This window comes from Nocardiopsis sp. NPDC006938 (assembly GCF_042869555.1).
Classification (GTDB): Bacteria; Actinomycetota; Actinomycetes; order Streptosporangiales; family Streptosporangiaceae; genus Nocardiopsis.
On sequence record NZ_JBIAGA010000008.1, the window covers coordinates 39580 to 64950 of the forward strand.

24 protein-coding genes and 1 tRNA gene are annotated in these 25371 nt (G+C 70.6%); 14 read left to right on the forward strand and 11 right to left on the reverse strand.

The annotated features are described in order from the left end of the window. Window positions 1–10 precede the first annotated feature (10 nt). From ACFYL4_RS14240 to ACFYL4_RS14250, 3 genes are all read right to left on the reverse strand, one after another. Window positions 11–820 (reverse strand): hypothetical protein, encoded by an 810-nt coding sequence (locus ACFYL4_RS14240; RefSeq protein ID WP_387518648.1) that lies wholly within the window; start codon window positions 818–820, stop codon window positions 11–13. 334 nt (window positions 821–1154) lie between these two features. After that, window positions 1155–1754 carry a hypothetical protein gene (locus tag ACFYL4_RS14245; protein ID WP_387518650.1) on the reverse strand — a complete coding sequence of 200 codons (600 nt, stop codon included), beginning with the start codon at window positions 1752–1754 and terminating at the stop codon, window positions 1155–1157. Next, window positions 1751–2371 carry a hypothetical protein gene (locus ACFYL4_RS14250; RefSeq protein WP_387518651.1) on the reverse strand — a complete coding sequence of 207 codons (621 nt, stop codon included), beginning with the start codon at window positions 2369–2371 and terminating at the stop codon, window positions 1751–1753. The genes ACFYL4_RS14245 and ACFYL4_RS14250 overlap by 4 nt, the downstream gene beginning before the upstream one ends. Before the next feature lie 662 nt (window positions 2372–3033). Here ACFYL4_RS14250 and ACFYL4_RS14255 point away from each other — a divergent pair. Both ACFYL4_RS14255 and ACFYL4_RS14260 read left to right on the forward strand, forming a co-directional pair. Then, a complete protein-coding gene (locus tag ACFYL4_RS14255; RefSeq protein ID WP_387518827.1) occupies window positions 3034–3189 on the forward strand; it encodes a hypothetical protein in 156 nt (51 codons plus the stop codon). 211 nt (window positions 3190–3400) lie between these two features. After that, window positions 3401–6292: a BTAD domain-containing putative transcriptional regulator gene (locus ACFYL4_RS14260; RefSeq protein ID WP_387518652.1), complete on the forward strand. Its 2892-nt coding sequence runs from the start codon at window positions 3401–3403 to the stop codon at window positions 6290–6292. A gap of 21 nt (window positions 6293–6313) precedes the next feature. On the opposite strand, the gene ACFYL4_RS14265 is transcribed toward ACFYL4_RS14260, so the two are convergent. Then, window positions 6314–7138 carry an oxygenase MpaB family protein gene (locus tag ACFYL4_RS14265; RefSeq protein WP_387518654.1) on the reverse strand — a complete coding sequence of 275 codons (825 nt, stop codon included), beginning with the start codon at window positions 7136–7138 and terminating at the stop codon, window positions 6314–6316. Window positions 7139–7801: 663 nt separating this feature from the next. On the opposite strand from ACFYL4_RS14265, the gene ACFYL4_RS14270 reads away from it, so the two are divergent. The 4 genes from ACFYL4_RS14270 to ACFYL4_RS14285 all read left to right on the forward strand — a co-directional run bounded on the left by ACFYL4_RS14270 (window position 7802) and on the right by ACFYL4_RS14285 (window position 11601). Continuing rightward, a complete protein-coding gene (locus ACFYL4_RS14270; RefSeq protein WP_357770085.1) occupies window positions 7802–8326 on the forward strand; it encodes a lytic polysaccharide monooxygenase auxiliary activity family 9 protein in 525 nt (174 codons plus the stop codon). Window positions 8327–8787: 461 nt separating this feature from the next. Continuing rightward, on the forward strand, window positions 8788–9417 hold the full coding sequence (locus ACFYL4_RS14275; protein ID WP_357770044.1) for a hypothetical protein: 630 nt from the start codon (window positions 8788–8790) through the stop codon (window positions 9415–9417). Between the two features lie 236 nt (window positions 9418–9653). Continuing rightward, complete coding sequence (locus ACFYL4_RS14280; protein WP_387518655.1) at window positions 9654–10262, forward strand: hypothetical protein; 609 nt, start codon at window positions 9654–9656, stop codon at window positions 10260–10262. Between the two features lie 106 nt (window positions 10263–10368). Beyond that, entirely contained in the window at window positions 10369–11601 is a 1233-nt protein-coding gene (locus tag ACFYL4_RS14285) for an amidohydrolase (protein ID WP_387518656.1), read from the forward strand. Between the two features lie 306 nt (window positions 11602–11907). Here the strand turns inward: ACFYL4_RS14285 and ACFYL4_RS14290 are convergent, their stop codons facing one another. Continuing rightward, entirely contained in the window at window positions 11908–12636 is a 729-nt protein-coding gene (locus ACFYL4_RS14290) for a multiprotein-bridging factor 1 family protein (RefSeq protein WP_387518657.1), read from the reverse strand. Window positions 12637–12923: 287 nt separating this feature from the next. Here ACFYL4_RS14290 and ACFYL4_RS14295 point away from each other — a divergent pair, with 287 nt between their 5' ends. The 3 genes from ACFYL4_RS14295 to ACFYL4_RS14305 all read left to right on the forward strand — a co-directional run bounded on the left by ACFYL4_RS14295 (window position 12924) and on the right by ACFYL4_RS14305 (window position 15562). After that, the gene (locus tag ACFYL4_RS14295) at window positions 12924–13274 is read left to right on the forward strand and encodes a hypothetical protein (RefSeq protein WP_387518658.1); all 351 of its coding nucleotides are present in this window, start codon (window positions 12924–12926) and stop codon (window positions 13272–13274) included. Window positions 13275–13284: 10 nt separating this feature from the next. After that, window positions 13285–13614 (forward strand): hypothetical protein, encoded by a 330-nt coding sequence (locus ACFYL4_RS14300; protein ID WP_387518659.1) that lies wholly within the window; start codon window positions 13285–13287, stop codon window positions 13612–13614. Window positions 13615–13918: 304 nt separating this feature from the next. After that, window positions 13919–15562, forward strand: coding sequence for a hypothetical protein (locus ACFYL4_RS14305; RefSeq protein ID WP_387518660.1), 1644 nt, complete (start codon window positions 13919–13921; stop codon window positions 15560–15562). On the opposite strand, the gene ACFYL4_RS14310 is transcribed toward ACFYL4_RS14305, so the two are convergent. After that, a complete protein-coding gene (locus ACFYL4_RS14310; RefSeq protein ID WP_387518661.1) occupies window positions 15557–15997 on the reverse strand; it encodes an NUDIX domain-containing protein in 441 nt (146 codons plus the stop codon). The genes ACFYL4_RS14305 and ACFYL4_RS14310 overlap by 6 nt on opposite strands. A 29-nt stretch (window positions 15998–16026) precedes the next feature. Between ACFYL4_RS14310 and ACFYL4_RS14315 the strand changes: the two genes are divergently transcribed. Next, window positions 16027–16824, forward strand: coding sequence for a sugar phosphate nucleotidyltransferase (locus ACFYL4_RS14315; protein ID WP_387518663.1), 798 nt, complete (start codon window positions 16027–16029; stop codon window positions 16822–16824). A 400-nt stretch (window positions 16825–17224) separates the two neighbouring features. Here ACFYL4_RS14315 and ACFYL4_RS14320 read toward each other — a convergent pair. Together ACFYL4_RS14320 and ACFYL4_RS14325 are read right to left on the reverse strand one after the other, a co-directional pair. Continuing rightward, window positions 17225–17298 (reverse strand) — tRNA-Pro (locus ACFYL4_RS14320). A gap of 73 nt (window positions 17299–17371) precedes the next feature. Next, window positions 17372–18292 carry a metallophosphoesterase gene (locus ACFYL4_RS14325; RefSeq protein ID WP_387518664.1) on the reverse strand — a complete coding sequence of 307 codons (921 nt, stop codon included), beginning with the start codon at window positions 18290–18292 and terminating at the stop codon, window positions 17372–17374. 97 nt (window positions 18293–18389) lie between these two features. On the opposite strand from ACFYL4_RS14325, the gene ACFYL4_RS14330 reads away from it, so the two are divergent. After that, complete coding sequence (locus ACFYL4_RS14330; protein ID WP_357770038.1) at window positions 18390–18842, forward strand: GatB/YqeY domain-containing protein; 453 nt, start codon at window positions 18390–18392, stop codon at window positions 18840–18842. Between the two features lie 83 nt (window positions 18843–18925). Here the strand turns inward: ACFYL4_RS14330 and ACFYL4_RS14335 are convergent, their stop codons facing one another. Continuing rightward, a complete protein-coding gene (locus ACFYL4_RS14335; RefSeq protein WP_357766142.1) occupies window positions 18926–21316 on the reverse strand; it encodes a penicillin-binding protein in 2391 nt (796 codons plus the stop codon). A gap of 435 nt (window positions 21317–21751) precedes the next feature. Here ACFYL4_RS14335 and ACFYL4_RS14340 point away from each other — a divergent pair, with 435 nt between their 5' ends. Beyond that, a complete protein-coding gene (locus ACFYL4_RS14340) occupies window positions 21752–22078 on the forward strand; it encodes a WhiB family transcriptional regulator (RefSeq protein ID WP_357766042.1) in 327 nt (108 codons plus the stop codon). 153 nt (window positions 22079–22231) lie between these two features. Here the strand turns inward: ACFYL4_RS14340 and ACFYL4_RS14345 are convergent, their stop codons facing one another. Both ACFYL4_RS14345 and ACFYL4_RS14350 read right to left on the reverse strand, forming a co-directional pair. Next, complete coding sequence (locus ACFYL4_RS14345; protein ID WP_387518665.1) at window positions 22232–23467, reverse strand: ArsA family ATPase; 1236 nt, start codon at window positions 23465–23467, stop codon at window positions 22232–22234. Next, window positions 23464–24531: an ArsA-related P-loop ATPase gene (locus tag ACFYL4_RS14350; protein ID WP_387518666.1), complete on the reverse strand. Its 1068-nt coding sequence runs from the start codon at window positions 24529–24531 to the stop codon at window positions 23464–23466. The genes ACFYL4_RS14345 and ACFYL4_RS14350 overlap by 4 nt, the downstream gene beginning before the upstream one ends. Before the next feature lie 145 nt (window positions 24532–24676). Between ACFYL4_RS14350 and ACFYL4_RS14355 the strand changes: the two genes are divergently transcribed. Next, complete coding sequence (locus ACFYL4_RS14355; RefSeq protein ID WP_017546677.1) at window positions 24677–24850, forward strand: DUF4177 domain-containing protein; 174 nt, start codon at window positions 24677–24679, stop codon at window positions 24848–24850. Beyond that, on the forward strand, window positions 24851–25312 hold the full coding sequence (locus ACFYL4_RS14360; RefSeq protein WP_357766051.1) for a RidA family protein: 462 nt from the start codon (window positions 24851–24853) through the stop codon (window positions 25310–25312). It begins immediately after the preceding gene. Window positions 25313–25371 lie beyond the last annotated feature (59 nt).

Consider the following 25371-nt stretch of genomic DNA (forward strand, 5'->3'; position numbering starts at 1 on the left):
CCCGCCGAGGTCAGTCGAGCGGCTCGGGCTCGAACAGCAGGGCCTCGGGCCGGGGCGTGAACCTGTCGTCCGTCGTGGACACCGTGACCTCGAACCGCAGGTCGTCGGCGACCTCGGCCGGGACCAAGTACGTGACGACCAGGGACTGGGTCCGGCCCGCCGGGATCGCCTCCCAGTCGCTTCCGGTGCAGCCGCCGAGGACCCGGCCCGGGTCCTCGGCCAGGTTGCGCAGGCTGAACTCGTTGGTGGGCTCCCAGGACCGTCCGTCGCCGTCGAGCGCGCGGAACCGGCAGTAGTCCTTGAGCCGTGTGCCCGCGTCGTCGTCGCCCGGGGTCACCTTGAAGCCGACGTCGACGATCTCGGTGCCCTCGGGCGGCGCGGGCTGGCCGTCGAGGAAACCGGTCATGTAGCCGACCGTCTCCCACTCGCTGCCCGCGAGCTCGGCGGTGTTCCCGGAGACCGCGACGGCCTCGGGCCGAACCAGCCCGCTCGCGCGTGCGGCGTCGAGCTCGGTCAGGTAGGGCCAGACGGTCATGCCCGGCAGGAGCACGACCAGGGCGCCGAGGTACGGCAGGTGCAGGCGCTTCCAGAGGGGGCGGGCGTGCCGGGCCGCGCCGGTCGCTCCGGGACCGCGCCGCCGTCCGCGCCCCCGCCCCCGGGACCGGTGGCCGTGGGGTGCCGGGGCGCCGCCGTGGAGGGAGTGTTCCGGGGACGGACCCCGCCCCTGGTCGGGGCGGCGGTGCCGGGGGCGGTCCCGGGGCGCGGGGGGCTCCTGGCGGCGCGCAGGGGCCGGTGCGCCCTGCCGGGGCCCCGGGCCCACGGGACCACCGGGGTTCCCGTACGGGCGGGGCGGTGCGGCTGGGGGCGGGGACGCGCCCGACGGCGGCCCCGACGGAACGGGAGGCTGGCCCGGGGGCGGGAACGGTCCTCGGGGACGACCGGGCGGCGGCGACTGCGGACCCGGGGGTACCGGTGGCCCCGGCGGCACCTGGGGGCCCCAGGGGCGAGGCGGGCCCTGGTGCGGGCCGGGCGGGGGTGTCTGCGGGGCCGGGGGGCCGGAGGGGCCCTGCCAGGGCTGACCCGGTCGTCCGGGGTACCGGTAGGGGGAATCCGGGCGCTGCTGTCGCCAGTCGGGTCCGGGGTGCCCGTGGGGGTCATGGGGTCGCATGGTCGTCCTTCCCGTCCGCGCCGTCTCCGGCCTGGAGCCGTGCCGGGACGAGAGTCGCGGGACCGCTGGCGGGCGTTGGGTGGTCCACCCCGAGGTCGACCCGCGCCTGGGCTCCCAGGCGGCTGTCGTACCCCTGCGCGTTCGTGATGACGAGGGCGGGCTCCTCGATCCGCTCCGACGGGACCTCGAACACGAACGCGCCGTGCAGTGTGAGGCCGGGGGAGAGCACCTGGCGGTCCAGGCTCTCGGAGAACCATCCGCGCTCGACGTACGTGGTGCCGTCCTTCATGAGCAGTTCGGACCGCAGGTTCCCGATGGGCTCATGCGCGGCCGTCACGTCGGCCCACACCACCACCCACACGCCGTTGGCCTGGACCGCCCCCGCCTCGTCCGGCACCTCCAGCGAGGAGACCAGCTCGGTCTCGGTGACCCGGACGGTGAAGTCGTCGGCGTCCACGGTGGTGCCCGCGTCGCCCTTGGTGGTGATCGGGCCGGTCATGTCCTCGTCGCTCACCACGAAGCGTTGGAGGACGGCGATGAGGACCACCAGGACCACGCAGGTCAGGATGGAGAGGGCGCGGTTCACGGGCTGGTTCCCTCCAGGGGGACGCCGACCGCGCCCACCGCCGCCTTGTCGTCGGTCGCCCACAGGACGCCACCGCCGCCCCGGGAGTGCAGCTTCTCGACCTCGTGCACGGTGACCACGGCGCCCTCGATCCCGTCGGCGTCCACGCCGTCGGGCAGGTCCCAGGAGAGGACCGCGTCCGCCTCGGGCATGTGCGGCTGGAAATGGCTCACCAGGCCGTCGGGCCTGCGCTGGAAGAACACGGAGGGTGACTCGGCCCGCTCACCCGAGGGTTCCAGGGTGAGGACCACCGAGCGCGCGGCGTCGGCGACGAAGACCGGACGTTCGGAGCCGTGCATCTCGATGTCCGCGCGCAGCTGGACCGTGTCGCCGAGCTCGTCGGAGACGACGCGCACCTGGTGCGGGGAGATCCGGATCAGGGCGTTCTCCACCTCGGTCCCGGCCCCGGCGGGCTCGGCCACGGCGTCCGCCCTCTCCAACCCGCCGAACGCGGCCACGCCGAGGAGGACGACCGCCCCGGCCGCGCCGACCAGGGACACGAGGGCGAAGCGCGCGAAGGGGTTCGCGGGGAGGGGAGACCGACGCGGGACGTCGGCGTCGGGGACATGGTGTGCCACGAGGCGCAAGTGTAGGCCCAACCTGTGACAACACCATCGGTGTCACCCCGTATAGAGACGAACGTGGCCGGAAGAGGACAGGGGGTGCGACGTGGGAGGGTGCGGCTGACCGTTCCGGGTGCTCCCGAGGGCCCGGTACCGTCCCGGTGCGGCCGGAGGCGCGAACGGGTGGTTCGCCGGGGTCCGTCCGGGGTAGGTGTGGTGATTGCGTCGCTCGGCTTCCGAGCCGCCGTTCGTTTATCGAAAACCCCGACACCGATCCTCCCGACGCCTCTCCGCGACAAACCGAAAACGCGGAGCGCGCTGCCGCCCCGTTCCCAAGCGTCGGGCGGAACCGGGAAAACCTCCCGGGCCGGAGGGCGAACAGCCGGTAACGAGGGTGTGACCTTGGGTCTTTCCGTTTCGGTTGAAAGCCGGTTGAAAGCGGAGCGGAAGAGGATCTCTCTAGTGTGGATCACGTTCGTCGGACCGGTAGTCGCGTGAGGACGGCTCGCGGCTCCCAGCGGGTCCGGCGTCCGCCGGACACATGCCATCCGTGGCGTAGCTGAGGCGGTAGCGCCACGGATGGCGGCTCCGCCGGAAGGCGGTGCCCCTTGATGCTTCGTAGACGACGTAGGGCCACGTTGCGGCTCTACGCGAGTGCCGTACGCAAAGGAGTTCGAGTGCCGAAGATGCTGACCCTGGACGAGCAGTTCGAAGCGATCGTCTCCGGCGTGACGCCGGAAGCCAAGCTGGACCCCTACCGGGAGCCCGCTCCGCAGGAGAACGTCCCCGCCGAGCGCGAGGACGAGCCGGAGGAGAAGAAGGAAGAGAAGTAGTCAGACCTTTGAGGGGTCACGCTCCGAGTACTGGAGAAGAGGGGGGTACTCGGCACGGACGGCCCCGGCACATTCCGAATTCCACAAGGGGTCCTTGCTAGGGTTGCTCCTTGTGGAATTCGGCGTGCTTGGCCCCATTGCCGCGTGGTCCGAAGGTCGATCCCTTCCTGTCGGTGGACCACGCCAGCGGTGTGTTCTGGGCGCGCTTCTGGTGTACGCGGGGCGCGAGGTCACCTTCGACCAGCTGATCGGCTACCTGTGGAGCGACGACCCCCCGCGCACCGCGCGTTCGGTCATCCAGGTCCAGATCTCCCACCTGCGCCGGGCCTTCCCCGGAACGATCAGCACCACGTCGGGCGGGTACCTGGCCGACGTCGACCCGGCCCGGATCGACCTGCACCGGTTCCGGCGGCTGCGGGAGGCGGCCGACCCCGCCGAGCCCGAGGCGGCCCTCACCCTGCTCGCCGAGGCGCTGGAGTGCTGGCGCGGGGTCCCGTTCTCCGGGGTCGGGTCCGAACACCTCTACTACTCGGTGGTCTCCCCCCTCCTTGAGGAGCGCTGGGCGGCGGTGGCGGACTGGGCCGCCTACGCGGTGTCGCTGGGCCGCGCGAGCGAGGCGGTTTCCTACCTCACACCGATCGTCCGGGAGGAGCCGCTCAGGGAGCGGCTGCACCACCTCTTCGTCACCGCCCTGTGGCACAGCGGAGAGCGGGCGGCGGCGCTCTCGGCCTACGAGGAGATCCGCTCCCGTCTGGCGGACGAACTGGGCGTGGACCCCGACCCGGATCTGACCGCACTGCACACCCGGATACTGCGCGCCGACACCGTCGAGCAGACCCCGCCCAAGGGACTGCCCTCCACGCTCCCCCCGGTCAAGGACCAGTTCGTGGTCCGCAACGACCTGCCCCGGGACACCCCCGACTTCGCCGGGCGGCGGGAGACCCTGGCACACCTGGTCGGCGTGGGGACCTCGGAGGACGACCGGGCCCGGGTCTGCGTGATCTCCGGCAGCGGCGGCTCCGGGAAGACGACCCTCGCCGTACGGGCCGGACACGAACTCGTGGACCTCTTCCCGGACGGCCAACTGTTCATCGACCTCTACGGGTACACGGCGGACAAGCGTCCCCTGGACGAGGGCACGGCGCTGGGCGCCCTGTTGCGCGCGGTGGGCGTGCCCGTCGAGGACCTGCCCGACTCGGTGGACGAACGCTCGGCGCTCTGGCGGGCCACCCTGCGGGGTCGACGGCTGCTCGTGGTGCTGGACAACGCGGTCAGCTACGCGCAGGTCAACCCCATCCTGCCCTCCGCGGAGGGCACGCTCACCCTCGTCACCACCAGGAACGACCTCGGCGGGCTCGGGGGTACGGACTACGTCTCCCTCGGCATGCTGGGGGAGGAGTCGGCGCTGGAGCTCCTCGGCAACGTTCTGGGAGAGGAACGGGTCCTCAAGGAGCGCGAGCAGGCCCTGCGCGTGGCGCGGATCTGCGGCGGGCTCCCCCTGGCGCTGCGGGTGGTCGCCGGACGGATGCTGAGCAGGCCGAAGTGGTCCTTCGGACACGTCGAGCGCCGACTGAGCGAGCAGAGCCGCCGCTTCCGCGAGCTCCAGATGGACGGCCAGAACGTCGAGGCGGCGATCGACCTCTCCTACCAGAGCCTCGACCCGGCGCAGCGTCGCGCCTTCCTCCTGCTCGGGGTGCTGATCGGCACCACCGTCGACCTGCACGGGGCGTCCGCCCTGCTGGACCTCGAGCCCGAGGACACTGACGACCTCCTCCAAGGGCTCGTGGGCGTGTGCCTGCTGGAGGAGCCAGCCGGCGACGTGTACCGGCTGCACGACCTCATAGGCGACTTCTCCCGTTACCGGGGAACGTCTGATCTGGACCCCGTCGAGGTCGGCGCGGCCCGGGGCAGGCTCGCCGAGCAGTACATGACCGTCTCGCAACGGGCGGCCGACCTGTTGGGTCCGCGCGCGCACGGCAGCCGGGATGAGGCCGGAGGTTCGCGGTACCGGACCGAACTGCTCGACCGGGCCGAGGCGGAGGCCTGGTTCGACCTGCACCAGGACAACATCGCCGACGTCATCGACTTCTACAGCGACGGGGAGAGCGTCGAGGAAGCCTGGGTGATGGCCGAGGCGGTGTGGCGGTTCTACGCCCAGCGCGGCCGGATGGGCCACCTGCTCACCTCGCAGGAGAAGGCCCTGCGGGCCAGTGAGAGGCGGGGGAGCCAGCGGGGCCGCGCGGTGACCCTTATCGGCATGGGGATCGCGCACTGCCTCTCCGGGCGGTTCGAGAGCGCGCTCTCCTTCCTTCGCGAGGCCCACGGGCTCCTGGAGGACCTCGGTGACGAACGCGGGATCATCCGCGCCCTGGCCAACCTGGGCATGGTCTACGAACGCATGGGGTGGTTCGGTGAGGCTGCCAAGTGCATCGAGGGGGTCCTGGATCACGCGTTGTCTCAGGGGGACAAACAGCTGGAGGTCATGCAGCGCGGCAACCTGGCGATGCTGTACCAGAACCTGGGGCGGCACCGGGAGGCCCTTTCCCTGGCCCAGGGGCTCCTGGGCTCGGGCGTAGACGAGCGGCAGGAGAACAGTGGGCTCCAGGCGATGCTCGTCGTCGGTGAGGCCAGAACCGCGCTCGGAGAGTTGGAGGGTGCCTACGAGGCCCTGCGGACCACGGTGGAACTGGCTCGGGGCAAGAGTATGAAGGAGATGTACGCCCACAACTCCCTGGGGGTCGCATACCGGGCCGGAGGGAGGTTCGCGGAGGCCGTCACGGAGCACCGGACGGCCCTGGAACTGGCGGACCGCAGCGGCAACCGCAGCGCGGACTCCGAGATCCTCACCGACCTCGGGATGACCCACGCCGCCGCCGGTGAGCACGCCAAGGCCGGACGGACCCTGGAGAAGGCGCTGGCCAACGCACGTGAGCGGGGCGAGCGCTACGTCGAGGCCCGGGCCTCGCTGGCGCTCGGGCGGCTGCCCGCACCGGACATGGACGCCGCGCGCGCCCGGGAGCTGCTCACCGACGCGCTCCGGATCTTCGAGGAACTGGGGCTGCCGGAGGTCGAGCGGGCGCGGGAGGCGCTCAAGGACCTCTGAACCCCTCCCCGGTCCGCGCGTTCAGCGTCTCGGCGCCCTCGAACCCTTCGATCCCCTGGACGTCTTCGACGGCTTCCAGCCGCCGTGCCTGCGCAACGACCTCAGGTACAGGGTCGAGGGCAGCTGCCGCACGCCCGAGGGCAGGCGCGGGTACACCGACCGGGTGAGGCGCATCAGGCGGTCGAAGCGGCGCTGCCGCGCCGGGGACCACGGGATGCCGTACTGTCCGCGCAGCTCCGGATCGAGCAGCCCGCCGCAGAGGAACCGCTGGGCCCGGCACATGGGCCGTAGGATGGGGTTGTCGGGGCGGAACAGGCTCCGGGACAGCGCCAGGGCGTCCTCACCGACGTCCAGGCGGGCGTAGGCCCGTTCCCAGTAGTCCGCGAACTCCCGGGGGCTTTGGGGCCACCGTTCCTGGGGTAGGCCCAGTGCGGTGGCGTAGACCGCGGTCTCACGGAGGAACACGGCGCGCTCCTCCTCGGTCAGGTCGGCCACGGTCAGCTCGTACAGGCGCACAGCGCTGTGGTACAGCGTGGCGCCGACCCACAGCAGCAGGTCGGGGTCGAGGGCGTCGTAACCCGGCCCCCGGACCCTGCGGTGCATGGCGCGGACGATGGACTGGACGCGCTCGCGCTCCTCGTCGGTGCCCAGGGCGGTCCCGTACACGTAGTACAGCGTGCCGCGCAGCCGATCGAGGGGGCGTGCGGCGAAGTCGCTGTGCGCCGCCACGCCTCGGGCGACGCTCGGGTGGGCGATCTGGAGCAGGACCGCGTACCCGGCCCCGGCCAGGATGCTGGCCTCGGAGTTGAGCCGCCGCAGGACCGGCGGGCTGTGGGATCGGTTCATGCCTGGATCGTAGGGCAGCGCCCCGCTTCGCCGCAGGTGACGCGCCCACCCGGGTTTGCGGTGCTTCCTTGGTGTTCGTCTTCTCGGGTCTCCTCCACGGACCGGGCCACCTTCCGGGGCGCCCTCCGGGCCGCCCCGACGCGTTCCAGGACGTCCGTGTCGGCCGCGCTCCGGTCGACGGCGCCGACCGGAGCGCGGCCGACGAGCGCCGGGTCCTCGACCCGTTCACCTTGTGGGGGAAGGTGAATGTCACCTCCGAGTGAGGTCTGGTGGGACGTCATGACGGTCTACCTCTTGGTCCAGTCCCCTCACGTCGGCCCGGTGCCGGACACCGACCGGTATCGGTCCTGCTCGGGACGCCCGCCGGGGTTCCCACCCGCCCGTACCAGCGCCGGAAGTCGCGCCACTGGGCCGTTCCACTGGTACGGGTGTCACAGCACACCCACAGGTAACAGGGACCTTGACGACGGGTGACGGGCTCTTTACCGTCCTCGGTACTGGGTGGACGGAGGCTCCCGAAACCCACGGGAACGTTCCCGGGCACCCCGCCCGGGCCCACGGAAATAACCGGCTGTGGGTGCGTCCCACCCGCCCTGGTCCGGAGACGGTCCGGGTCACCCCGCTACGGCCCCCAGGGTCGTGACCCAGAAGAAGGGCTCCCTCATGAGCATCAGCAGCAAGATCCGCTCGACCGCGGCCGTCGGTGCCGCCACCGCCCTGGCCTTCACGTTGATGCCCGCGGGCACCGCCAGCGCGCACGGCTACATCAACAATCCGCCCAGCCGCCAGGCCCAGTGCGCCGCCGGAACGGTCTCCTGCGGCCCCATCCAGTACGAGCCGCAGAGCGTCGAGGGCCCCAAGGGTCTGATGAGCTGTTCGGGAGGCAACGCCGCCTTCTCCGAGCTGGACGACGACAACTACGGCTGGGACGTCACCCCGGTCGGCAACTCCGTCACCTTCGACTGGACGATCACCGCCCGGCACTCGACCAGCACGTGGGAATACTTCATCGACGGCCAGCAGATCGAGAGCATCGACGACGGCGGTGCGCAGCCGCCGGCGAACTTCTCCCACACCGTCGACCTCTCCGGCTACAGCGGTGAGCAGACGGTGCTGGCGCGCTGGAACGTGGCCGACACCCCGATGGCCTTCTACGTCTGCGTCGACCTCAACGTCGGCGCCCTCTAGGCACCCGGAGGCCCCCTCCTCCGCTCGCCGCGACGCCCCCGACCGGGCGTCGCGGCCCCCGCCCCGGACCGGCCGAGCCCGCTCCGGGGCGTTTCGCGCCCCCCGGGGCGGCCGGGGTTCCCGAACGGGTGAAAGAGGCCGGTATCGGCCTTGACGGCGCTCGTGTCCGAGTCGCTCCGAACCTCCGTGAGACCATGCGGGAGACAGGACCCACGACTCGCGGACGGACCCTCTCTCGTATGGGACACCCCTTCCCTCCTGCCCCTCATGGCCCTCACGGCCACCAGGGGCAGCCCCCGCCCGGTCAACCGACCCCGACCGGTCAGCCCCAGTTCCCCCAGGCCCCGTTCGGCGGCCCCGGGCACCACCCCCCGCCTCCCGGATCTCCGGGCCCGCCCGGCCCGCCGGTCCCCCCGGGCCAGAACCCGGCCCCCGATCGGCGTCCCCGGACCGCACTCACGGTGGCCCTCACCGCCGCCGTCACCCTGGTCGTCGCCGGCTCCCTGACCTGGGTGGCCACCTCCGCGACCGGTTCCTCCGCGAGGATCGGTTCCGCGACCGGCCTGCCCTCCGGTGACCCCTGCGCGACCGTCACCGACCAGAGCCTCTCGGGGATGGACGGCGAGGTGAGCAGCTGGAGCGTCAGCACGTACTCCAACGGCTGCACCTGGAGGGTCTCCCTGGGCGGGGAGGAGAACGTGTACCTCTCCCTCAACCGCTCCGTGCCCCTCTCCGGAGGAGACGCCGCGCTGGCCGAGGAACGGGACACCGAGAACGAGGGCGTACCCGCCGACAGCGACGAACTCTTCGCCGCCGCCGTCGACCGGGCCGTCAAGCATCCGTTCTACGAGGAGACCGACCCGTCCGACACGTGGGACCGACCGCTGAACTTCGGAAACGAGAGCACGCTGGTCCTCGCGCACTTCCCCGACGGAAGCGGCGGGTCGCAGCACCAGGCGGCCACACTCGTCGTACGCGACGGACGCCTGGTGAGCACGGTCAACTTCCTGCTGACCTCCCCCGAAGAGGACATGGACCTGAACACCGCCGAGGAGGTCCTCTCCGACGTGGCCGCCGACATCTTCGGGTAACCCCCCTTCCCACCGTCGCGCGGGCGTCGCGCAGAACCAGGAGAACAGCCGTGCACGACGGCCATCCACAGCAGTCGTTCCCCCCACCCCCCGGGCCCGGCGGTCCCGTGCCCGGGGCGTTCCAGGCCCCGCCGCCCGGCCAGCCGCCCACGGGACCGCCCCCCGCCCCGGGCCCGGCCCCGACACCGGCCCCCCGCAGAAGGGGGACCGGACGCACCATCGCGATCACCGCTGCCGTGACACTGGCGGCCTACGGCCTGGCGGCCGGGGGCTACTGGGCGGTGACCTCCTCGTCGAGCACCGCCATGGCCGGTCCCGAGACCGACCGGCCAGCCATCGACCCGTGCTCCGTCCCCGGCGGCTCCGACCTCCGTTCGCTCAGTGCGGCACTGCCGCAGGCCGCGTTCTCCGAGGCGTACGCGGCCTGCGGGTGGGACGTCGAGTTCGCGAGCGGGGACCAGGGGTACCTCGGAGTCTCCTTCTACTTCCCCGAGTACGAGGAGAGCTCGTCCGAGCTGGACGACGAGGAGGACCTGCCGAAGGCGGAGCGGGATTTCGACCGTGAGAGGAGCGAGTTCCTCGACGGGGACATCTCCTCGTACAGCTCCCTGGAGGTCCTGGAATCGCGTGAGCTCGACCTCGGGGACGAGGCGCTGGTCGCGCACTTCACCCGGGGCTCCGAACCGCCGGTGAGCCAGGCCAGGGTGCTCATCCGGCAGGGGGACGGTCTGGTCGAGGTCAACTTCCGGGAGATCGGGGACGAGGGCGGCAACGGGGTCGACTTCACCGTCGGGGAGGACATCCTCATCGGGATCGCCGAACAGGCCCTGTCCCACCTGGAGTGAGCCCCGCGGGCCCGGGGCGGCCGCCCCCGACCCGGGCCCGCGCGGGTTCGTCCGGTTCCTTCGGGAAAGGACCCCACTGGCAGGGTTCCCGAAGGAAGGCCACCGTATGAACCGTTCCACCGAGACCGCGTCCGTCTCCGTCTTGTCCGGCCTCGACACCGGGCGCGCCCACCGGATCTACCGGCACCTCCACGCCCACCCGGAACTCTCGATGCGGGAGCACGCCACCGCCGATTTCGTCGCGGCGGAACTGGACGACCTGGGAGTCGAGAACTTCCGCTGCGGCGGCACCGGGGTGGTCGGCGTGGTCCGCAACGGTGACGGGCCCGTCGTGGCCTTCCGCGCCGACACGGACGGTCTGCCCATAGCCGAGGACACCGGGCTGGAGTACGCGAGCACCGCCACCGGTGAGCTGGACGACGGCACCACGGTGCCGGTCATGCACGGTTGCGGGCACGACACCCACGTCACGTCCCTGCTGTCGGCGGCCCGCGCGCTGGTCTCCCGCACCGACGTCTGGTCGGGGACGCTCGTGCTGGTGTTCCAGCCCGGCGAAGAAGTGGCGGCGGGGGCGCGGGCGATGGTCGACGACGGGCTGTGGGAGCGCGCCCCGCGCCCCGAGGTCGTCCTGGGCCAGCACGTCATGCCGCTCCCGACCGGGACGGTCGCCCTCTCCCACGGCGTCGCGATGGCCATGGCGGACGCGCTGCGGGTGACGGTCTACGGCAAGCAGTCCCACGGTTCGCGACCGCAGTCCTCGATCGACCCGATCGTGCTCGGCGCGCACATGATCACGCGGCTTCAGACGATCGTCTCCCGCGAACTCGACCCCCGCTCCCCGGCCGTGGTCACGTCCGGGACCTTCCACGCGGGCCTCAAGGAGAACATCATCCCGGACCGGGCGGAGTTCACCCTGAACATCCGTGCGTTCGACCCCGAGGTCCGGGAGCGGGTGCTCTCCGCCGTCCACCGGATCGTCTCCGGGGAGGCCGCCGTCTCAGGCGCCCCGGAACCGTTGGTGGAGAGGGTCTACTCGTTCCCCCGCTGCCACAACGACCCGGACCAGGCGGCGCGCGTGGAGTCGGCGCTGCGCACGGAGCTCGGCACGGAGAACGTCTCCGTGGCCGAACCGGTGATGGGCAGTGAGGACTTCGGCCACCTCGCCGACGCCATCGGGGTTCCCTCGGTCTTTTGGATGTTCGGCGGGTTCGACCCCGCCCCGGGGGAGGAGGCCCCGGTCAACCACTCGCCGTACTTCGCCCCGGACATGGAGTCGACCCTGGCCACCGGCACGCGCGCCGCCGTCGCGGGCGTCCTCGCCTACCTCGGCACCGCCTGAGGGGCCGCCCCGGACACGACGAAGGCCGGTCCCGTGGGACCGGCCTTCGTGCTCTGTCGGGGTGGCGGGATTTGAACCCACGACCTCTTCGTCCCGAATGTATACAGAACCCCAGGTCAGACATGGTGCACCCTATCTGACCTGGGGTTCTCTGTTTCGGGGTGTAACCCGTTGACCTGCTATGTCGCGCGGAGTAGACGGCCCGTAGTGCACAACAGTGCACGCTCGACGGGCGCCTGCTGACCTCTTCGCGGGGCGCGAAGTGACGTCTGGTACCCAGGCGGAGTAGGTCTTCAAAGTCAGAAGTCAGCTCGGGGGTCGTTGGTACTGGTCGACCGTGGCCTTCGTGGTTGAGGCGTCCTGAAAGACCAGCTCCCACGGTCCGGTGTTGACGTCGAAGTCCTTGCCGAAGCCGACCCACTTCCCGGACATACGGCGTCCAGTCGGTTCGATCAGAAGCTGGATCGCGCCGTGGTAGCGCGCCCCCCGGTAGTACCCCTCTTCTGCTGTCTGTTCTGTCCATGTACCTGTGCAGACGGCTCCGTCAATCGTGAGATCCATAGTCAGGGGTGAGTCGGAAGATCCGGGAACACTGTGAATCGTGAGTCGGTCGGCGTGTTGGAACAGTACGACGTAGTGCTTTCCGGTGTATGTGGAGCCTCGGCCGTTGCTGACGTAGTCGTACCGGGAAAGCCAGATCCCGGAGTAGTTGCCATGCTTATCTACCTGCGCGGACTCGTTTGGCGAGCCATGGGGAGAGGCCATGTCCTTGTCCTGTCCTCTGTCATGACCGACGGCGCCTGCTCCCAGTGCCGTCAGCGCGAAGCCGAGGGATTCGATGGGAACGCCTAAGACGCCCTCTAGGGCACGAGCGTAGACGGGGCGAGGGCTTACGACGGAGCCAGCTTCCCAGCGTTGGACAAGCCTCTTGGAAGCCCCATCGACTCCTGCTTCACGTAGAGCCCGAGCCAGATCATCTTGGCTCATGAGCCGACTCATTCGAGCAGCCTTCAGTGCGGTGTTAGGTCTTGCCATGCCGTGATGATAGGCGCGTTGGCGCGGGAAAGACACCCAAATGACGCCCTCAATGTCGCCGGAACGACGCCTTTTCAGACGCCGCGCGACCCGTCTTCGGCGTGGAACGGTCGAACAACAAGCCCCGGCGAGCTTGTAGGAGGGCTCCCGGGGCACGGCCAACGCTGCAACGGAGCGCTGACATGAGTGACCTTACCCCGCAACCCAGGACATGCCAGTCGACTGTGAACGACACCCAGCGTCGAAGGTCCGGACGTGTACGCGGCTACGTCTTGGCGGTGATTTGAGTGCGGCTCTTCGCACTGGAAGGCGAGCGCGAAGTGCTCGTGACCGAGCACTACGTCTATGCCGAAGACGGTCGGGACCTGACCGGTGACGAGCTCGATGTCTTGGCCACCCAGCTCGACCGGGTGCGGCTGACAACGAAGTGGCGTGAGCTGAACCGAGACGTACCGCTCGGTGCGTACGTTCGAGCAACCCGAGACGCCTTCGAGGGGAACGGCCGCGTCGTCGGCTTCTGCAAGGCGAAGCCCTTGGCGAGTCATCACGAGATCACGGTCGCGGTGACTCCGACACTGCTCGTGCATGTCGGTCCGGGCGATGTCGAAGTCGTCCCGGAGCCCAAGGGGGCGGCGTGAACTTCCTCGGATGACCATCGAGCTCGTGCTCGCGATCCTGGTTCCCGCACGCGGACGGCACCGACCCCGAACCGAGGACCGTCGTCCGGAAGCCCTCCCGCGGCAGGCTCGGCGGACGTACCACAGCCCGACCGAGCTGCTCGCACGCGAGTTTCCCGAGTGGCGTGTCTACGCCATGCCCAGCGCGCGCGGACTCTGCTTCGGCGCGACTGATCGGTCGAGGCTGTCGACCGTGAACGGCTACACGGCCGAGGAACTCCGCGCACGTATCCGCGTCATCGAGCAAATCCCGCCCCCCGAGCTTGTGCGTCCCTACCTCGCCCAGGCGGCGCGAAGATGACCGCGCTTCGACTGTCGGAGTCCTGTGGTCCGCGCCGTAGGAACCAGGCGGCCGACGACGAGACCACCGTCGGCCGAGGTGGTGCCCGCACGACGTAGCGGGCACCACCGCCCCAATTCCCCGCGCTTCCGGTGTTGACGTCCTGGGGACGCGGGGAACCAATGTCGCCCGAGTAGGGGAGCGGGGCGACATCCGCCCGGCGATCAACACCCGTCGGTCACGGTCCCCCGAGGGAGACCTCGGGGGACCCCACCCCACCACTTCACCAGCTTTCGGATCTCTACCCCGTTAGGAGAAAGACGACATGGACACCGAAGCTGCGCTACCCCCGATACTCGTGCTGGGCACCTCCGAAAGGGTCGGCTCGAACTGGGTCCTCGACTCCATGCGGCACGCCACGACCCAGCACAACGAACCCCTTCGCCAACAGCTCGGCCGTGACCACCCCTTGGCGCCGTTGACCAGTGCCCCGCCCGGCGCCGCCCGGTCGCCACTGGCTACCTACTGGGTCGAGGTGTTCCGCCGGAGCAAGTACCACGGCGGACGCCACATCCTCAAAGAGACGAACCTCTACTTCACCGCGGCGCCCTTCCTCGACATGTTCCCGGACGCGCCCGTAGTCGTTCTTTCGCGCTCCCCTCTTGGGGTAGCGAGTTCTTTCACGCGCGGAGGACTGTGGGGGCGCTGGGGCTACAGCACGATCTACCGACGGATCGTGGCCATGACCCAGGACGACGAACGGTTTCGGTGGTCCGAGCTTGTGCCTGACGACGACCCGTACCCGCCGGTCGCGCTTACCCGCCTGATCGTCTTGAACGCGGCTCTACTGGCCGAGGCTCTCAGCGGGCGTGAGTACGCTCACGTGTCCTACGAGGCGGCGGTTCTCGACCGGCGATCCGCTATGAGCCCGTTGGCCGAGACGCTTCCGGACGTCGACGTACGATCCACGCCCGGACCAAGTCACGGTCCCGTCGCCGTCGACGACACCTTCGCCACCACCACGAGCAAGAGCGAGCTGGTTGCTCGGCTCCGGCCTGGTTCCGCTGATCTGGTGGTGACCGAGACGGCACGGTGCCTGAGCCTGGTTCGCGACATCACGGTGCCGGAAGCGGCGAAGACGGTCCGGTCGTGGTTGGGCGGGGCGAACGCCTACAGGCAGGCAACCGTGATCACGAGCGACACGCCCACACCGCGCCCGCCGACCACCCAGAGAGAGCCATCCGCCCCGACCCCGGCCTACGTTCACTCGAGCGCCGAAACGCCCCGTTGGCGGAACGTTCTGGTCTCCAACGCCGAGATGGTCGAGTTCTTGAACGAGCTCGTCGACGCTGGCTTCTCCACCACTCGCGACGGGGTCAATCTGCTGGCGGTCCCCATGCCACATGAACGAGGTGGACGCCTTCACCCCAGCCACGACGGCTGGATCGTGAGCCCGGGATACGAACACCACCCCGCTTACTGGGTGACCTGGCTCGGCGCAGCGGCCTACGCCCTACTGGAAGGCGCGCGGCTCCCGACCGCCGATGAGCTCGACTGGCTCACCATCGACACCGAAGCCAGCAACGCCGACTACCGCGTCGGCGACGTGACCCCCGTCACCGAACCCGGAGTAACCGCGGACGCTGTGCATCACCGGGTCGGCAACGTGCAGTCCTGGTGCGGCGACGGCCCGGACGACGAACCGGATTGGGCGCCGGTGACGCGGTACCTGCACGGTGCCGCGTGGAACACCCCGGGCTCGCGCGTCGAGGTGGTGCGGCGACGATCCCGGACTCTGCTCGGCGCATCCCGTGGTGTCGGCGTACGCCTGGTTCGCGATGCCGCGCGCCGCCACGGGTGCCCACCCCGGGAGATCGCCGACCGTCTGAACCGCTGGGTCGCCGCTCTCGGCGACCGCGGGCGCCTCCCTGCCGAGCTCGACCGGGAGGCCATCACGCTCTTGTCATAGTCCGATCGCCGACTTCGGCCCCATGTACGAGCCGGCGCCCGGGAACCCGTCTTCGACCAGGCGGGCGAAGGTCTCGCTGAAACCCCGCTGGGGGAGGTCGGCGTTTTTCACGAACTCCACACCGCGAATCGGGCGGGTATCCAAACCGACGGCGATTTCGCCGAGGGACCCACCCAATTTGCGTACCTCGAAAGTCATATGAATGACATGAAGATCCTTATTCGGAACGATGTGGTCGCACACGTAGAGAAGTCGTCCGACTTCAACTTCGATACCCGTTTCTTCACGCATCTCACGCACCAGGGCGTCGCCGAGCGCTTCCCCTTCCTCGACCCGTCCACCGGGCAGGCTCCACCGTCGAGGCCCGTCCGTGTCCTGGTCAAGTAACAGAACTTGCCCATCCTCCACTAGGAGGCCCGTCACGCGTGTATCCATACCGGCACCCTAGCGAACGAGGAGTACCAATGGAATCAGTCAAGGGGAGATTGAACTATGCGGTGATCGCAGCCGGAGGGCTGGGTACGCGCCGGGCCGATTGGTCCCGCTACCTTCCGAAAGAATACTTTCCGGTGAGCGGTCGCCCAGGAATTGTGTTGCTGCTGGAGGAAGTCGCGGCTCTGGGGAACGTGCGGGCCGTCTTGGTGCACCATCCCTACTACGCCGCATTCGCGGCCTGGGCGAGCCGCGTCCTGACCATGCCCGACACCTACTACCGGCTCGCCTCCAATGTCCCAGCGCCGCCACGGTGGCCTGATACGACCATTGACCTGATCCCCCAGAGCGGCCCCTACAGCGACATCACGTCCGTGCTCAACGCCGACGACCACCTGATGAACTCGCCCGAGCACCTGTACGTGCTGTACTCCGACAACCTGTACCCCGGTGCGCGTCCCGTGGCGTCCCTGCGCGAACTCGGCGCCGAGACAGCGGTGTTCGCGCGCCCCTACACCCGAGTCGAAGCAGCACATCGTGGCGTCCTGGTCTGCGACCGAGACCACGTGGTCGGACTCGTCGAGAAGCCCGACGCCCTTACCGCCCGAGAACTCGAAGCCCGACACGGAAGAGCCAACCTCTCGCTCCTCGAAGGCCGGGCGCGCGTCGGCCGGGCCTTCCTCGACTTCCTTCACACCTACCGGCATCCCGCAGGAGAGCCGAAACTCTCCCTGGCCATCGCCGCGTATGCGCGAAGGGAACCGGTCCGGGTGCTGCGCTCGGATACCCCAGTGACCGACCTCGGGGCTCCGCAGTCGGACGGAGGATGACACACGACGAATCACCCCCGTCCCGGGGTGTGAACCCAGGGCGGGGCCATCAGGTCGACGGCCCCTCTGATCTACGACCTCGGTCCGACGTACCTGCTGCCGCAGCCTCGCACCGATGTCCCGGCTCGTGCAGGGGGGCGAGCTGACCGAGATTCAGCGGCTGCTCGGTCACGGGGACTTCGCGACGACGCTTCGGTACGCACACCTCGCCCCGGACAACCACGACAAGATCCGAGCAGCTTGGGCGCGCCGACGAGCGGCCGACTGGACCGTCCACGCATGGCAACCGCGGCGCGACAGTGCACAACAGTGCATGCGGGACAAAAAAGAGTGGCCACCCAGTAGCGACTATCTACTAGGTGACCACCTTTGACCAGGGAGAACGCTCCCTAGTCGCTTGTCGGGGTGGCGGGATTTGAACCCACGACCTCTTCGTCCCGAACGAAGCGCGCTGCCAAGCTGCGCTACACCCCGAAGCAACGTCCCCAAGTCTAGCGGACTCGGGGAGTGCTTGGCACATCCGTTTCGGCGGAGGTGCGTCCGCCGGTCAGGCGCGTGCGACCAGGTCCAGGAGGGAGGCCTCCGGGCGGCAGCAGAACCGGACCGGGGCGTACGGGGACGTCCCCAGGCCGCCGGACACGTGCAGCCACGCGTCGCCGTACTCGTTCAGGCCCCACGCGCGTCGGCGGTCGATGCCGCAGTTGGTGACCAGCGTCCCGTAGAACGGCAGGCACAGCTGGCCGCCGTGCGTGTGCCCGGCGAGCAGCAGCTGGTAACCGTCGGCCTCGAAGCGGTCCAGGTTGGCGGGCTCGGGCGAGTGCAGCACGCCCAGCCGGACGTCGGCCAGCGGGTCGGCCGGCCCGGCGACGTCCTCGTAGCGGTCCAGTTTGATGTGGGAGTCGTGCACACCCGCCAGGGCCACGTCGAGCCCGTTGGCCTTCAGGGAACCCTTGTGGTTGTTCAGGTCCAGCCAGCCGGACGCCGACATGGACGCGCCCAGCTCACGCCACGGCAGGTCCGGCACCCGGCGCTTGCGGTAGTCGGTCTTGCTGGTCCGCCACAGGTACCGTGCCGGGTTCTTCAGCTGGGGGGAGAACAGGTCGTTGGACCCGTACACGAACGCCCCGGGCCGGTCCAGAAGCGGCCCCAGGGCGTCGATGAACGGCCCCACCGCGTCCGGGTGGGCCAGCGAGTCGCCGGTGTTGACGACCAGGTCGGGCTCGTAGGCCTCCAGGCCCCTGATCCAGTCGATGAGCATCCGCCGTCCGGGCGTCAGGTGCGCGTCCGACAGGTGCAGCACCCGCAGGCGTGGGCTGCCGGGCGGCAGGAGCGGCAGCTCGTACCTGCGCAACCGGAACCAGTTGCGTTCGATGACCGATGCGTATCCCAGCCCGGCCACACCGACCGCCCCGGTGATCGCTGCCGCGCGCCCGATCCGGCGCAGGAGTGGTCTGTTGTCGGCGCCCATCCGGCCCTCCTTCGTCGTGTACCGATCGTCCCAGATCCCGGGTGTCCCGCGCGCAAACCGTTGGTCGGTCCGGCCGGGGCGGCCGTAGGATCGGGCCATGTCCGAACTCAAAGCCCGTCTCAAGACCGACCTGACCACCGCCATGAAGGCGAAGGACAAGGTCCGCACCGCCACCCTGCGCATGGTGCTCACCACCATCGCGACCGAGGAGTCCGCCGGCTCCTCCCAGCGCGTGCTCGACGACGACGAGGTCACCAAGCTCCTCATCCGCGAGGCCAAGAAGCGCCGTGAGGCCGCCGAGGCCTTCGACAAGGGCGACCGCCCCGACGCCGCCGCCAACGAGCGGGCCGAGAGCGAGGTGCTGGCGGACTACCTCCCCAAGCCGTTCACGGACGAGGAGCTCTCCCAGCTGGTCGCGGCCGCGGTCGCCGAGACCGGTGCCTCCGGCATGAAGGAGATGGGCCAGGTGATGAAGGTGGTCAACCCCCAGATCGCCGGGCGCGCCGAGGGTTCGCGCGTGGCCGCCGAGGTCAAGCGCCAGCTCGCCTGAGCGGTCCCCGGACTGGGTGAACGCGGGAGGGGCGGCGGTGACCCGGTCACCGCCGCCCCTCCCGTCGTTCGGTCGCCCGCGGGTCAGTGTTCCCGGCCGCCGCGGGACGCCGGGGTCACCGGGTACCAGTCGCCGCGGCCCGGGCTGTCCTCGGCGTTGGCCCGGCCGCCACCGCTGCTCAGGAACACGTTGACGGTCGCGCCCTCGGGGAGCGGCCGACCCGGGTCGGGGTTGACCACGGCCACCGTGCCCTCGGGCTCGGCGGAGCGCACCCGGGTGCCGGACACGTTCGCCGAGTAGCCGGCGGCCTCCAGGGCGGCCACGGCGTCGGTCTCGCTCAGACCGATGACGTTGGGGACGCCCCCGTCGTGGCTGGCCGGGCTGGCCTCCTCGTCCGCGTCGTCGTCCTCCTTCTTCGGAGGCGCGGGCTCGGAGGTGGAGCCGAACTTGCCGGGTGCGGACGCCAGCTGCTGGGTCTCCAGGCCCTCGTGGGCGCCGCGCATGGTCTCCTGCCAGATCGGGCCGGGGATGGTCGCCCCGTACACGGTGCCGAAGTACCGGTCACCAATCCGCACGTTGCGCAGCGGGTGCTGCTGGGGGCCGCGCGGGTCGCCGACGAACACACTGCTGGCCATCTGCGGGGTGAACCCGGCGAACCACGCCGCCGCGGAACCGTCGGTGGTTCCCGTCTTGCCCGCCGCCGGACGGCCGATGCCGAGGCTGGCGGCGGTGCCGCCGTTGAAGGTCTGCGACAGCAGGTAGCTGGTGCCGTCGGCGACGTCCTCGTCCATCACGCGCTCGCACTCGGGCTCGATCTCGATCGTGGTGCCCGCCTGGCGGTCCTCGATCCGGGTGATGGCCTGCGGCTCGCAGTAGACGCCACCGGAGGCGAAGGTCGCGTAGGCGTTGGACACCCGAAGCGGGGAGACCTCCTCGCTGCCCAGCGTGAAGCTGCTGTTGGCGAGCGAGTTCTCGTTCTCCGTGAACAGCGTGCCGTCGGCGCGCTTCAGCCCGATCTTCTCGGCCATCTCCATGGTGTTGCACAGACCCGCGCGGGCCTGGAGCTGGGCGAAGTAGGTGTTGGACGAGGCCTTCGTGCCGGAGATCATGTTGTGCGTGCCCGCGTTGCTGTCACCCGCGTTGCTGAGCGACCACGACGCCAGCCGTCCCCCGTTGCAGGAGGTCTGTCCGTTCACCGTGGTGGAGCTCGGTGAGTTGAACGAGGTGCCGAACGGCAGACCCTGTTCCAGGGCGGCGGCCAGGGTGATCGCCTTGAACGTCGACCCGGCCTGGAAGCCGCTGCTGCCGCCCCGGTCCGCGTCGGTGGTGAAGTTGATGGAGGTCTCGCCGAGCTTGCTCTCGTCGGGACCGTAGTTGCGGCTCTGCATCATGCCGAGGATGTGGCCGGTGCCGGGCTCGACGACCGCCTGGGCGGCCACCTTGCGGGAGTCGTTCTCACGCGGAACCCACTTGTCCACGGCCTTTTGGCCGGACTCCTGGACCTGCGGGTCCAGGGTCGTGTGGATCTCCAGACCAGCGGTGCGCAGCCAGCGGGCCCGCTCCGTCTCGTTGGGGCCGAACCGCTCGTCCTGCTCGATCTCCTGCACCACGTAGTCGCAGAAGAAGGGCTGGTCGCTGGGGACGCAGCCGTTGGGCGGCGTGTCGAGGTCGAGTTCCATGTCCTCGGCCTTGGCCTCGTCGGCCTCCGCCTCGGTGATGGCCCCGGTGGCGACCATGCGGTCGAGCACGACGTTGCGCCGCTCGGTGGTCTGCTCGGGGAAGAAGCGCGGGTTGTACAGGTACGGGTAGCGGACCAGACCGGCGATGGTCGCGGCCTGGTGCAGCTCCAGCTCGCTCGCGGGCACCTGGAAGAAGTGCTGCGCGGCGGACTCGACGCCGTAGGCGCCGTCGCTGAAGTAGGCGATGTTGAGGTAGCCCTCGAGGATCTCGTCCTTGGACATCCGCTGTTCCAGGGCCACGGCGTAGCGCAGCTCCCGGATCTTGCGGGCGATGGTCTCCTCGCGGGCCTCCTCCAGCTCCTCCTGCGAGGTGGCGGCCTCGATCTGCACATTCTTCACGTACTGCTGGGTGATGGAGGAGGCGCCCTCGGTGTTGCCGCCGAGGGTGCGCAGGGCGGCGCGCAGCGTGCCGGACACGTCCAGGCCGCCGTGCTCGTAGAAGCGGGAGTCCTCCATCGCGAGGATGGCGTCGACCATCACGGGCGAGACGTCGTCGATGTCGACGAGTTCACGGTTCTGGTCGAAGATCTCCGCGATCACACCGCCCTCGCGGTCGTAGATGGTCGACCGCTGAGGAGGTGGAGGAGTCTCCAGTTGGCTGGGCATGTCCAGGAAGCCGCTGGCGACGTTGCGGGCGGTGATCCCCATGCCGCCGACCGCCGGGAGGGCGAGTGCGGCGACGAGGAGGCCGGCGATCGCGCCGACGACGACCAGTTGGCTGATTCTTTGAAGCAATGTCCCCTGACCCACCCCATCAGACTAAGTGACCACGAACGCTCAGAAGCGGTGCGATCGGTAACGGACGGTGCGTTTTCGCGCTGAATCGCCATGACGACGCACGAGTCGTGCCCCGGACCATCTTTCCACGGTTATCGCCGTCAGTCCCGGGTGCGGTTCGGCCGACACGCGCCCCTGCCCTGGTTGGGGAGGGTGGTCGGCCGGTCGCGCAATGGCCCGCTCGGGCCATATCCGTGAGACGGAAAGTGGGTCGAGTGGGTTCTGTTGGCGCGGCGATCCGAACCGTACTTTCGAGATACGGGGCGCGGTGACGATGCGTGCGCGTCGCGCCCCACGCGGTAGCGGGAGGCCACCGTGTGTACCTCCACTCAACCAGAGCACACCAACCACCTTTGACCGTGGGCGCTAGCACACGTCTGGGAAGTGGGCCACATGTGGACCGAACAGTGGACGACCGAGGCCCTGTGCCGGGACATCGACCCCGACGCCCTGTTCGTCCAGGGCGCGGCGCAGAACCGGGCCAAGCTCTTCTGCCACGGCTGCCCCGTGCGGGTCGAGTGCCTGGCCGACGCGCTCGACCACCGGGTCGAGTTCGGGGTGTGGGGCGGCATGACGGAGCGGGAGCGCCGCTCCCTGCTGCGCAAGCACCCGGACGTCACGGACTGGGCGCCGGTGCTGGAGGAGGTGTGCCGGGAGGGGGAGGACGACCTGTCCCGGCTCGCGCGCACCCTGCGGGACACGCCCCCCTGGCCCGGGTGAGCCAGTGGAGGGCTCGGCGAGCCGGGCTCGTGTGCCGGAGCCGACGGGTGCCCTTCCGCACGGCTCCCCTCGGCCGTGCCCTCGCCCCGCCCGGCACCGCCGTCGGGCCCGGCCGGGCGTTGCCGTGCCCCACGGCCGCTCCGGGCCCCGGCCCTACGGCTCCCCGGTGCGCTCGTCCCCTGCCGTCTCCTCGGCCCCTGCCCTCTCCTTGGCCCGCCGGGCCGGACGCGCGAGCGCCCCACCGATCCCGCGCAGGCCGTCGAGGTCGTGCACGTCCTCCGGACCGGCCGGGACCCCGACGACCCGCACCCCCGGGTGCGCCGCCAGCGTCCGCGCCCGCAGACGCTCCTCCCGTTCGTGCGTCCGGACCCGTTCCGCGTGCAGCCGCAGCGCCGTCGCCGCGAGCGGGTGGGCGCCCGCCTCCGCCAGGGAGTCGGCCGCGGCAGAGGCCTCCTCGGCGCCCAGCCGGGCGGCGGCCCCGGACGGCAACGGGTGTGTGCGGTTGACCACCAGCCCCGCCAGCGGCAGGGAGTCCGCGGCCAGCCGGTCCATGAGGTGGGAGGCCTCACGCATCGCGTCCGGCTCGGGAGCCGCCACCACCAGGAACGCCGTCCCCGGGGTCCGCAGCAGCCGGTAGGTGCGCTGGGCGCGTTCCTGGAAGCCGCCGAACACCGAGTCGAAAGCCGAGACGAACGACCTCAGGTCGTTCAGGAACTGCGTGCCGACGATCCGGCCCACGACCGACCCCACCACGTTGAACCCGGCGCCCAGCAGCCGGAACGCCCCGGTCGCCGGAGGGCTCAGGAAACGGAGCAGTCCGCTGTCCAGGAACCGTCCCAGCCTCTTGGGCGCGTCCAGGAAGTCCAGGGCGGACCTGCTGGGCGGGGTGTCGACCACGATCAGGTCCCACTCACCGGACTGGCTCAGCTGCCCCAGCCTCTCCATCGCCATGTACTCCTGTGTGCCGGAGAAGCCGGTGGAGAGGGTCCGGTAGAAGGGGTTGTTCAGGATCTGGCGGGCCCGCTCGGGGTCGGCGTGCTCCCGGACCACCTCGTCGAAGGTCCGCTTCATGTCGAGCATCATCGCGTGCAGGGTGCCCCCGGCGGAGTCCGGCAGCGGCACCGGGCGGGGGGTGTTGTCCAGCTCGCCCAGGCCCATGGACTGCGCCAGGCGCCGGGCCGGGTCCACGGTGATCACCACCACGCGCCGCCCGCGTTCGGCCGCGCGCAGCCCCAGCGCGGCGGCGGTGGTGGTCTTGCCGACTCCGCCCGACCCGCAGCACACGACGATCCGGGTGCGGGGGTCGTCCAGCAGCGCGTCGACGTCGAGCGCCGCGCCCCCGCCCGCCCCCAGCGGGCCCGCGCCGCCTCCCGGCCGGTCCCCGGTCACCGTTCCACCCCCTGGTCGATCAGGCTCCGGGCCAGCGCGCCCAGCGCGTCGAGGTCCACCCCGCCCTCCATCCAGGGAAGTTCCACGATCGGTGCTCCCAGCTCCGCCAGGTCGCGTCGGACCCGTTCCTCCAACAGCTGGCGCACGGCGTGCGCGCGCACCTCGGCCGCCAGGTCGGCGGCGAGCTCCTCGTGTGCCTCCAGCAGCTCGGGGCGCAGTCCGGCCGCCTTGAGCCCCGCCGCGATCGGCGCGGTGTCCAGGTCGCCCGTGGCGGCGGAGGTGACGGTCGCGGCGTCCAGCCGCGCCGGGGTCGCCAGGTTCACCAGGACCGCCCCCGGACGCAGGCCCAGCCCGCGGAGTTCGTCGATGCCGTCCCGGGTCTCCTGGGCGGGCATCTCCTCCAGGAGGGTCACGAAGTGCACGCGGGTCCAGGCGGAGCGGAGCACCTCGGTGACGCGGTCGGCGTGGTCGCGCACCGGTCCCACCCGGGCCAGCCCGGCCACCTCGGAGCCGACGTTGAGGAACCGGCCGATCCGGCCGGTGGGCGGCGCGTCCATGACCACGGCGTCGTAGCGGAAGGGTGCGCCCGGGGCGGGGGTGGAGGAGCGGCCCCGGCCGCCCGCGCGCCGTCGCACGGCCTCGGTGGCCTTACCGGTGAGCAGGACGTCGCGCAGACCGGGCGCGATGCCGGTGGCGAAGTCGACGGCTCCCGTCCTGGTGAGGGCCTGACCGGCCCGGCGTAGGCCGTAGAACAGCTCCAGGTACTCCAGCAGAGCCGACTCGGGGTCGGCGGCCAGTACACGTACGGAGCCGCCTCCGGGCGCGGTGAGCATCTCGCGCTCCTCGTAGGGCAGCGGTGCGCTTCCGAGCAGCGCGGCCACTCCCTGGCGGCCCTCCACCTCGACCAGGAGCACCCGGCCGCCTCGGGAGGCCAGTGCCAGGGCCAGTGCGGTGGCGGCGGTGGTCTTCCCCGTGCCGCCCTTGCCCGTCACGATGTGCAGTCGGGCACCGGCGAACGCCGCTCCCGGATCGTCGCCGCGCGGTGCCTGTTCACGATCGCTCACCCCACGGAGTCTATGTGCGGGCCCCGGAGGGCGGCCGGGCAGGTGCGACCGGGTCTGCCTGACCTCGGGGGCGAGCGCGGGTGAGTAAGGTGAGCGGCGTTGAGGGGCGGTCCCCCGGGCCGCCGGTGACCGAGAGGGGTAGACGATGACCAAGTGGGAGTACCAGAGCGTGGCGCTGCTGTCGCACGCCACCAAGCAGATCCTGGACAACTGGGGCGAGGACGGCTGGGAGCTGGTCTCCGTCGTGCCCGCGCCGCTGCCCGAGGGCACCGACCCGCGCAACCAGCAGTACGTCGCCTACATGAAGCGGGCGAAGTAGATGGCGACCCCCGAGGAGCGGATCTCCGAGCTGGGGCTCACCCTGCCCGAGGTGGTGCCCCCGGTCGCCGCCTACCAGCCCGCGGTCCGCAGCGGTGACCACGTGTACGTCTCCGGCCAGCTGCCGTTCGTCGACGGCGCGCTCCCGGTCACCGGCAAGGTCGGCGCGCAGGTCAGCGCGGAGACCGCCAAGGAGCTGGCCGCCGTGTGCGCCCTCAACGCCATCGCGGCGGTGCGGGCCGAGATCGGTGAGCTGTCCGACGTCGTGCGGATCGTCAAGGTCGGCGGTTTCGTGGCCAGCGACCCCGCGTTCACCGGCCACCCCGGTGTGGTCAACGGGGCCAGCGAGCTGCTCGGCGAGGTGTTCGGCGAGGCCGGGGTGCACGCCCGTGCCGCCGTGGGAGTCGCCTCCCTGCCGCTGGACGCGCCGGTCGAGGTTGACATGATCGTCGAGGTCCGCTGACCGGACCCGAGGACGACCCGGGCCACAGCGCGGCTTTCGCGAACGACGGGAGTGTGTCG

Excerpts from the sequence above, each read along its gene's own strand:
- ACFYL4_RS14300 (WP_387518659.1), top strand. The coding sequence starts at position 13,285 with ATGACCATCGAGCTCGTGCTCGCGATCCTGGTTCCCGCACGCGGACGG.
- ACFYL4_RS14305 (WP_387518660.1), top strand. The coding sequence starts at position 13,919 with ATGGACACCGAAGCTGCGCTACCCCCGATACTCGTGCTGGGCACCTCC.
- ACFYL4_RS14265 (WP_387518654.1), bottom strand. The coding sequence starts at position 7,138 with ATGAACCGATCCCACAGCCCGCCGGTCCTGCGGCGGCTCAACTCCGAG.
- ACFYL4_RS14290 (WP_387518657.1), bottom strand. The coding sequence starts at position 12,636 with ATGGCAAGACCTAACACCGCACTGAAGGCTGCTCGAATGAGTCGGCTC.
- ACFYL4_RS14340 (WP_357766042.1), top strand. The coding sequence starts at position 21,752 with ATGTGGACCGAACAGTGGACGACCGAGGCCCTGTGCCGGGACATCGAC.
- ACFYL4_RS14315 (WP_387518663.1), top strand. The coding sequence starts at position 16,027 with ATGGAATCAGTCAAGGGGAGATTGAACTATGCGGTGATCGCAGCCGGA.
- ACFYL4_RS14330 (WP_357770038.1), top strand. The coding sequence starts at position 18,390 with ATGTCCGAACTCAAAGCCCGTCTCAAGACCGACCTGACCACCGCCATG.
- ACFYL4_RS14285 (WP_387518656.1), top strand. The coding sequence starts at position 10,369 with ATGAACCGTTCCACCGAGACCGCGTCCGTCTCCGTCTTGTCCGGCCTC.
- ACFYL4_RS14325 (WP_387518664.1), bottom strand. The coding sequence starts at position 18,292 with ATGGGCGCCGACAACAGACCACTCCTGCGCCGGATCGGGCGCGCGGCA.
- ACFYL4_RS14360 (WP_357766051.1), top strand. The coding sequence starts at position 24,851 with ATGGCGACCCCCGAGGAGCGGATCTCCGAGCTGGGGCTCACCCTGCCC.
- ACFYL4_RS14310 (WP_387518661.1), bottom strand. The coding sequence starts at position 15,997 with ATGGATACACGCGTGACGGGCCTCCTAGTGGAGGATGGGCAAGTTCTG.
- ACFYL4_RS14270 (WP_357770085.1), top strand. The coding sequence starts at position 7,802 with ATGAGCATCAGCAGCAAGATCCGCTCGACCGCGGCCGTCGGTGCCGCC.
- ACFYL4_RS14355 (WP_017546677.1), top strand. The coding sequence starts at position 24,677 with ATGACCAAGTGGGAGTACCAGAGCGTGGCGCTGCTGTCGCACGCCACC.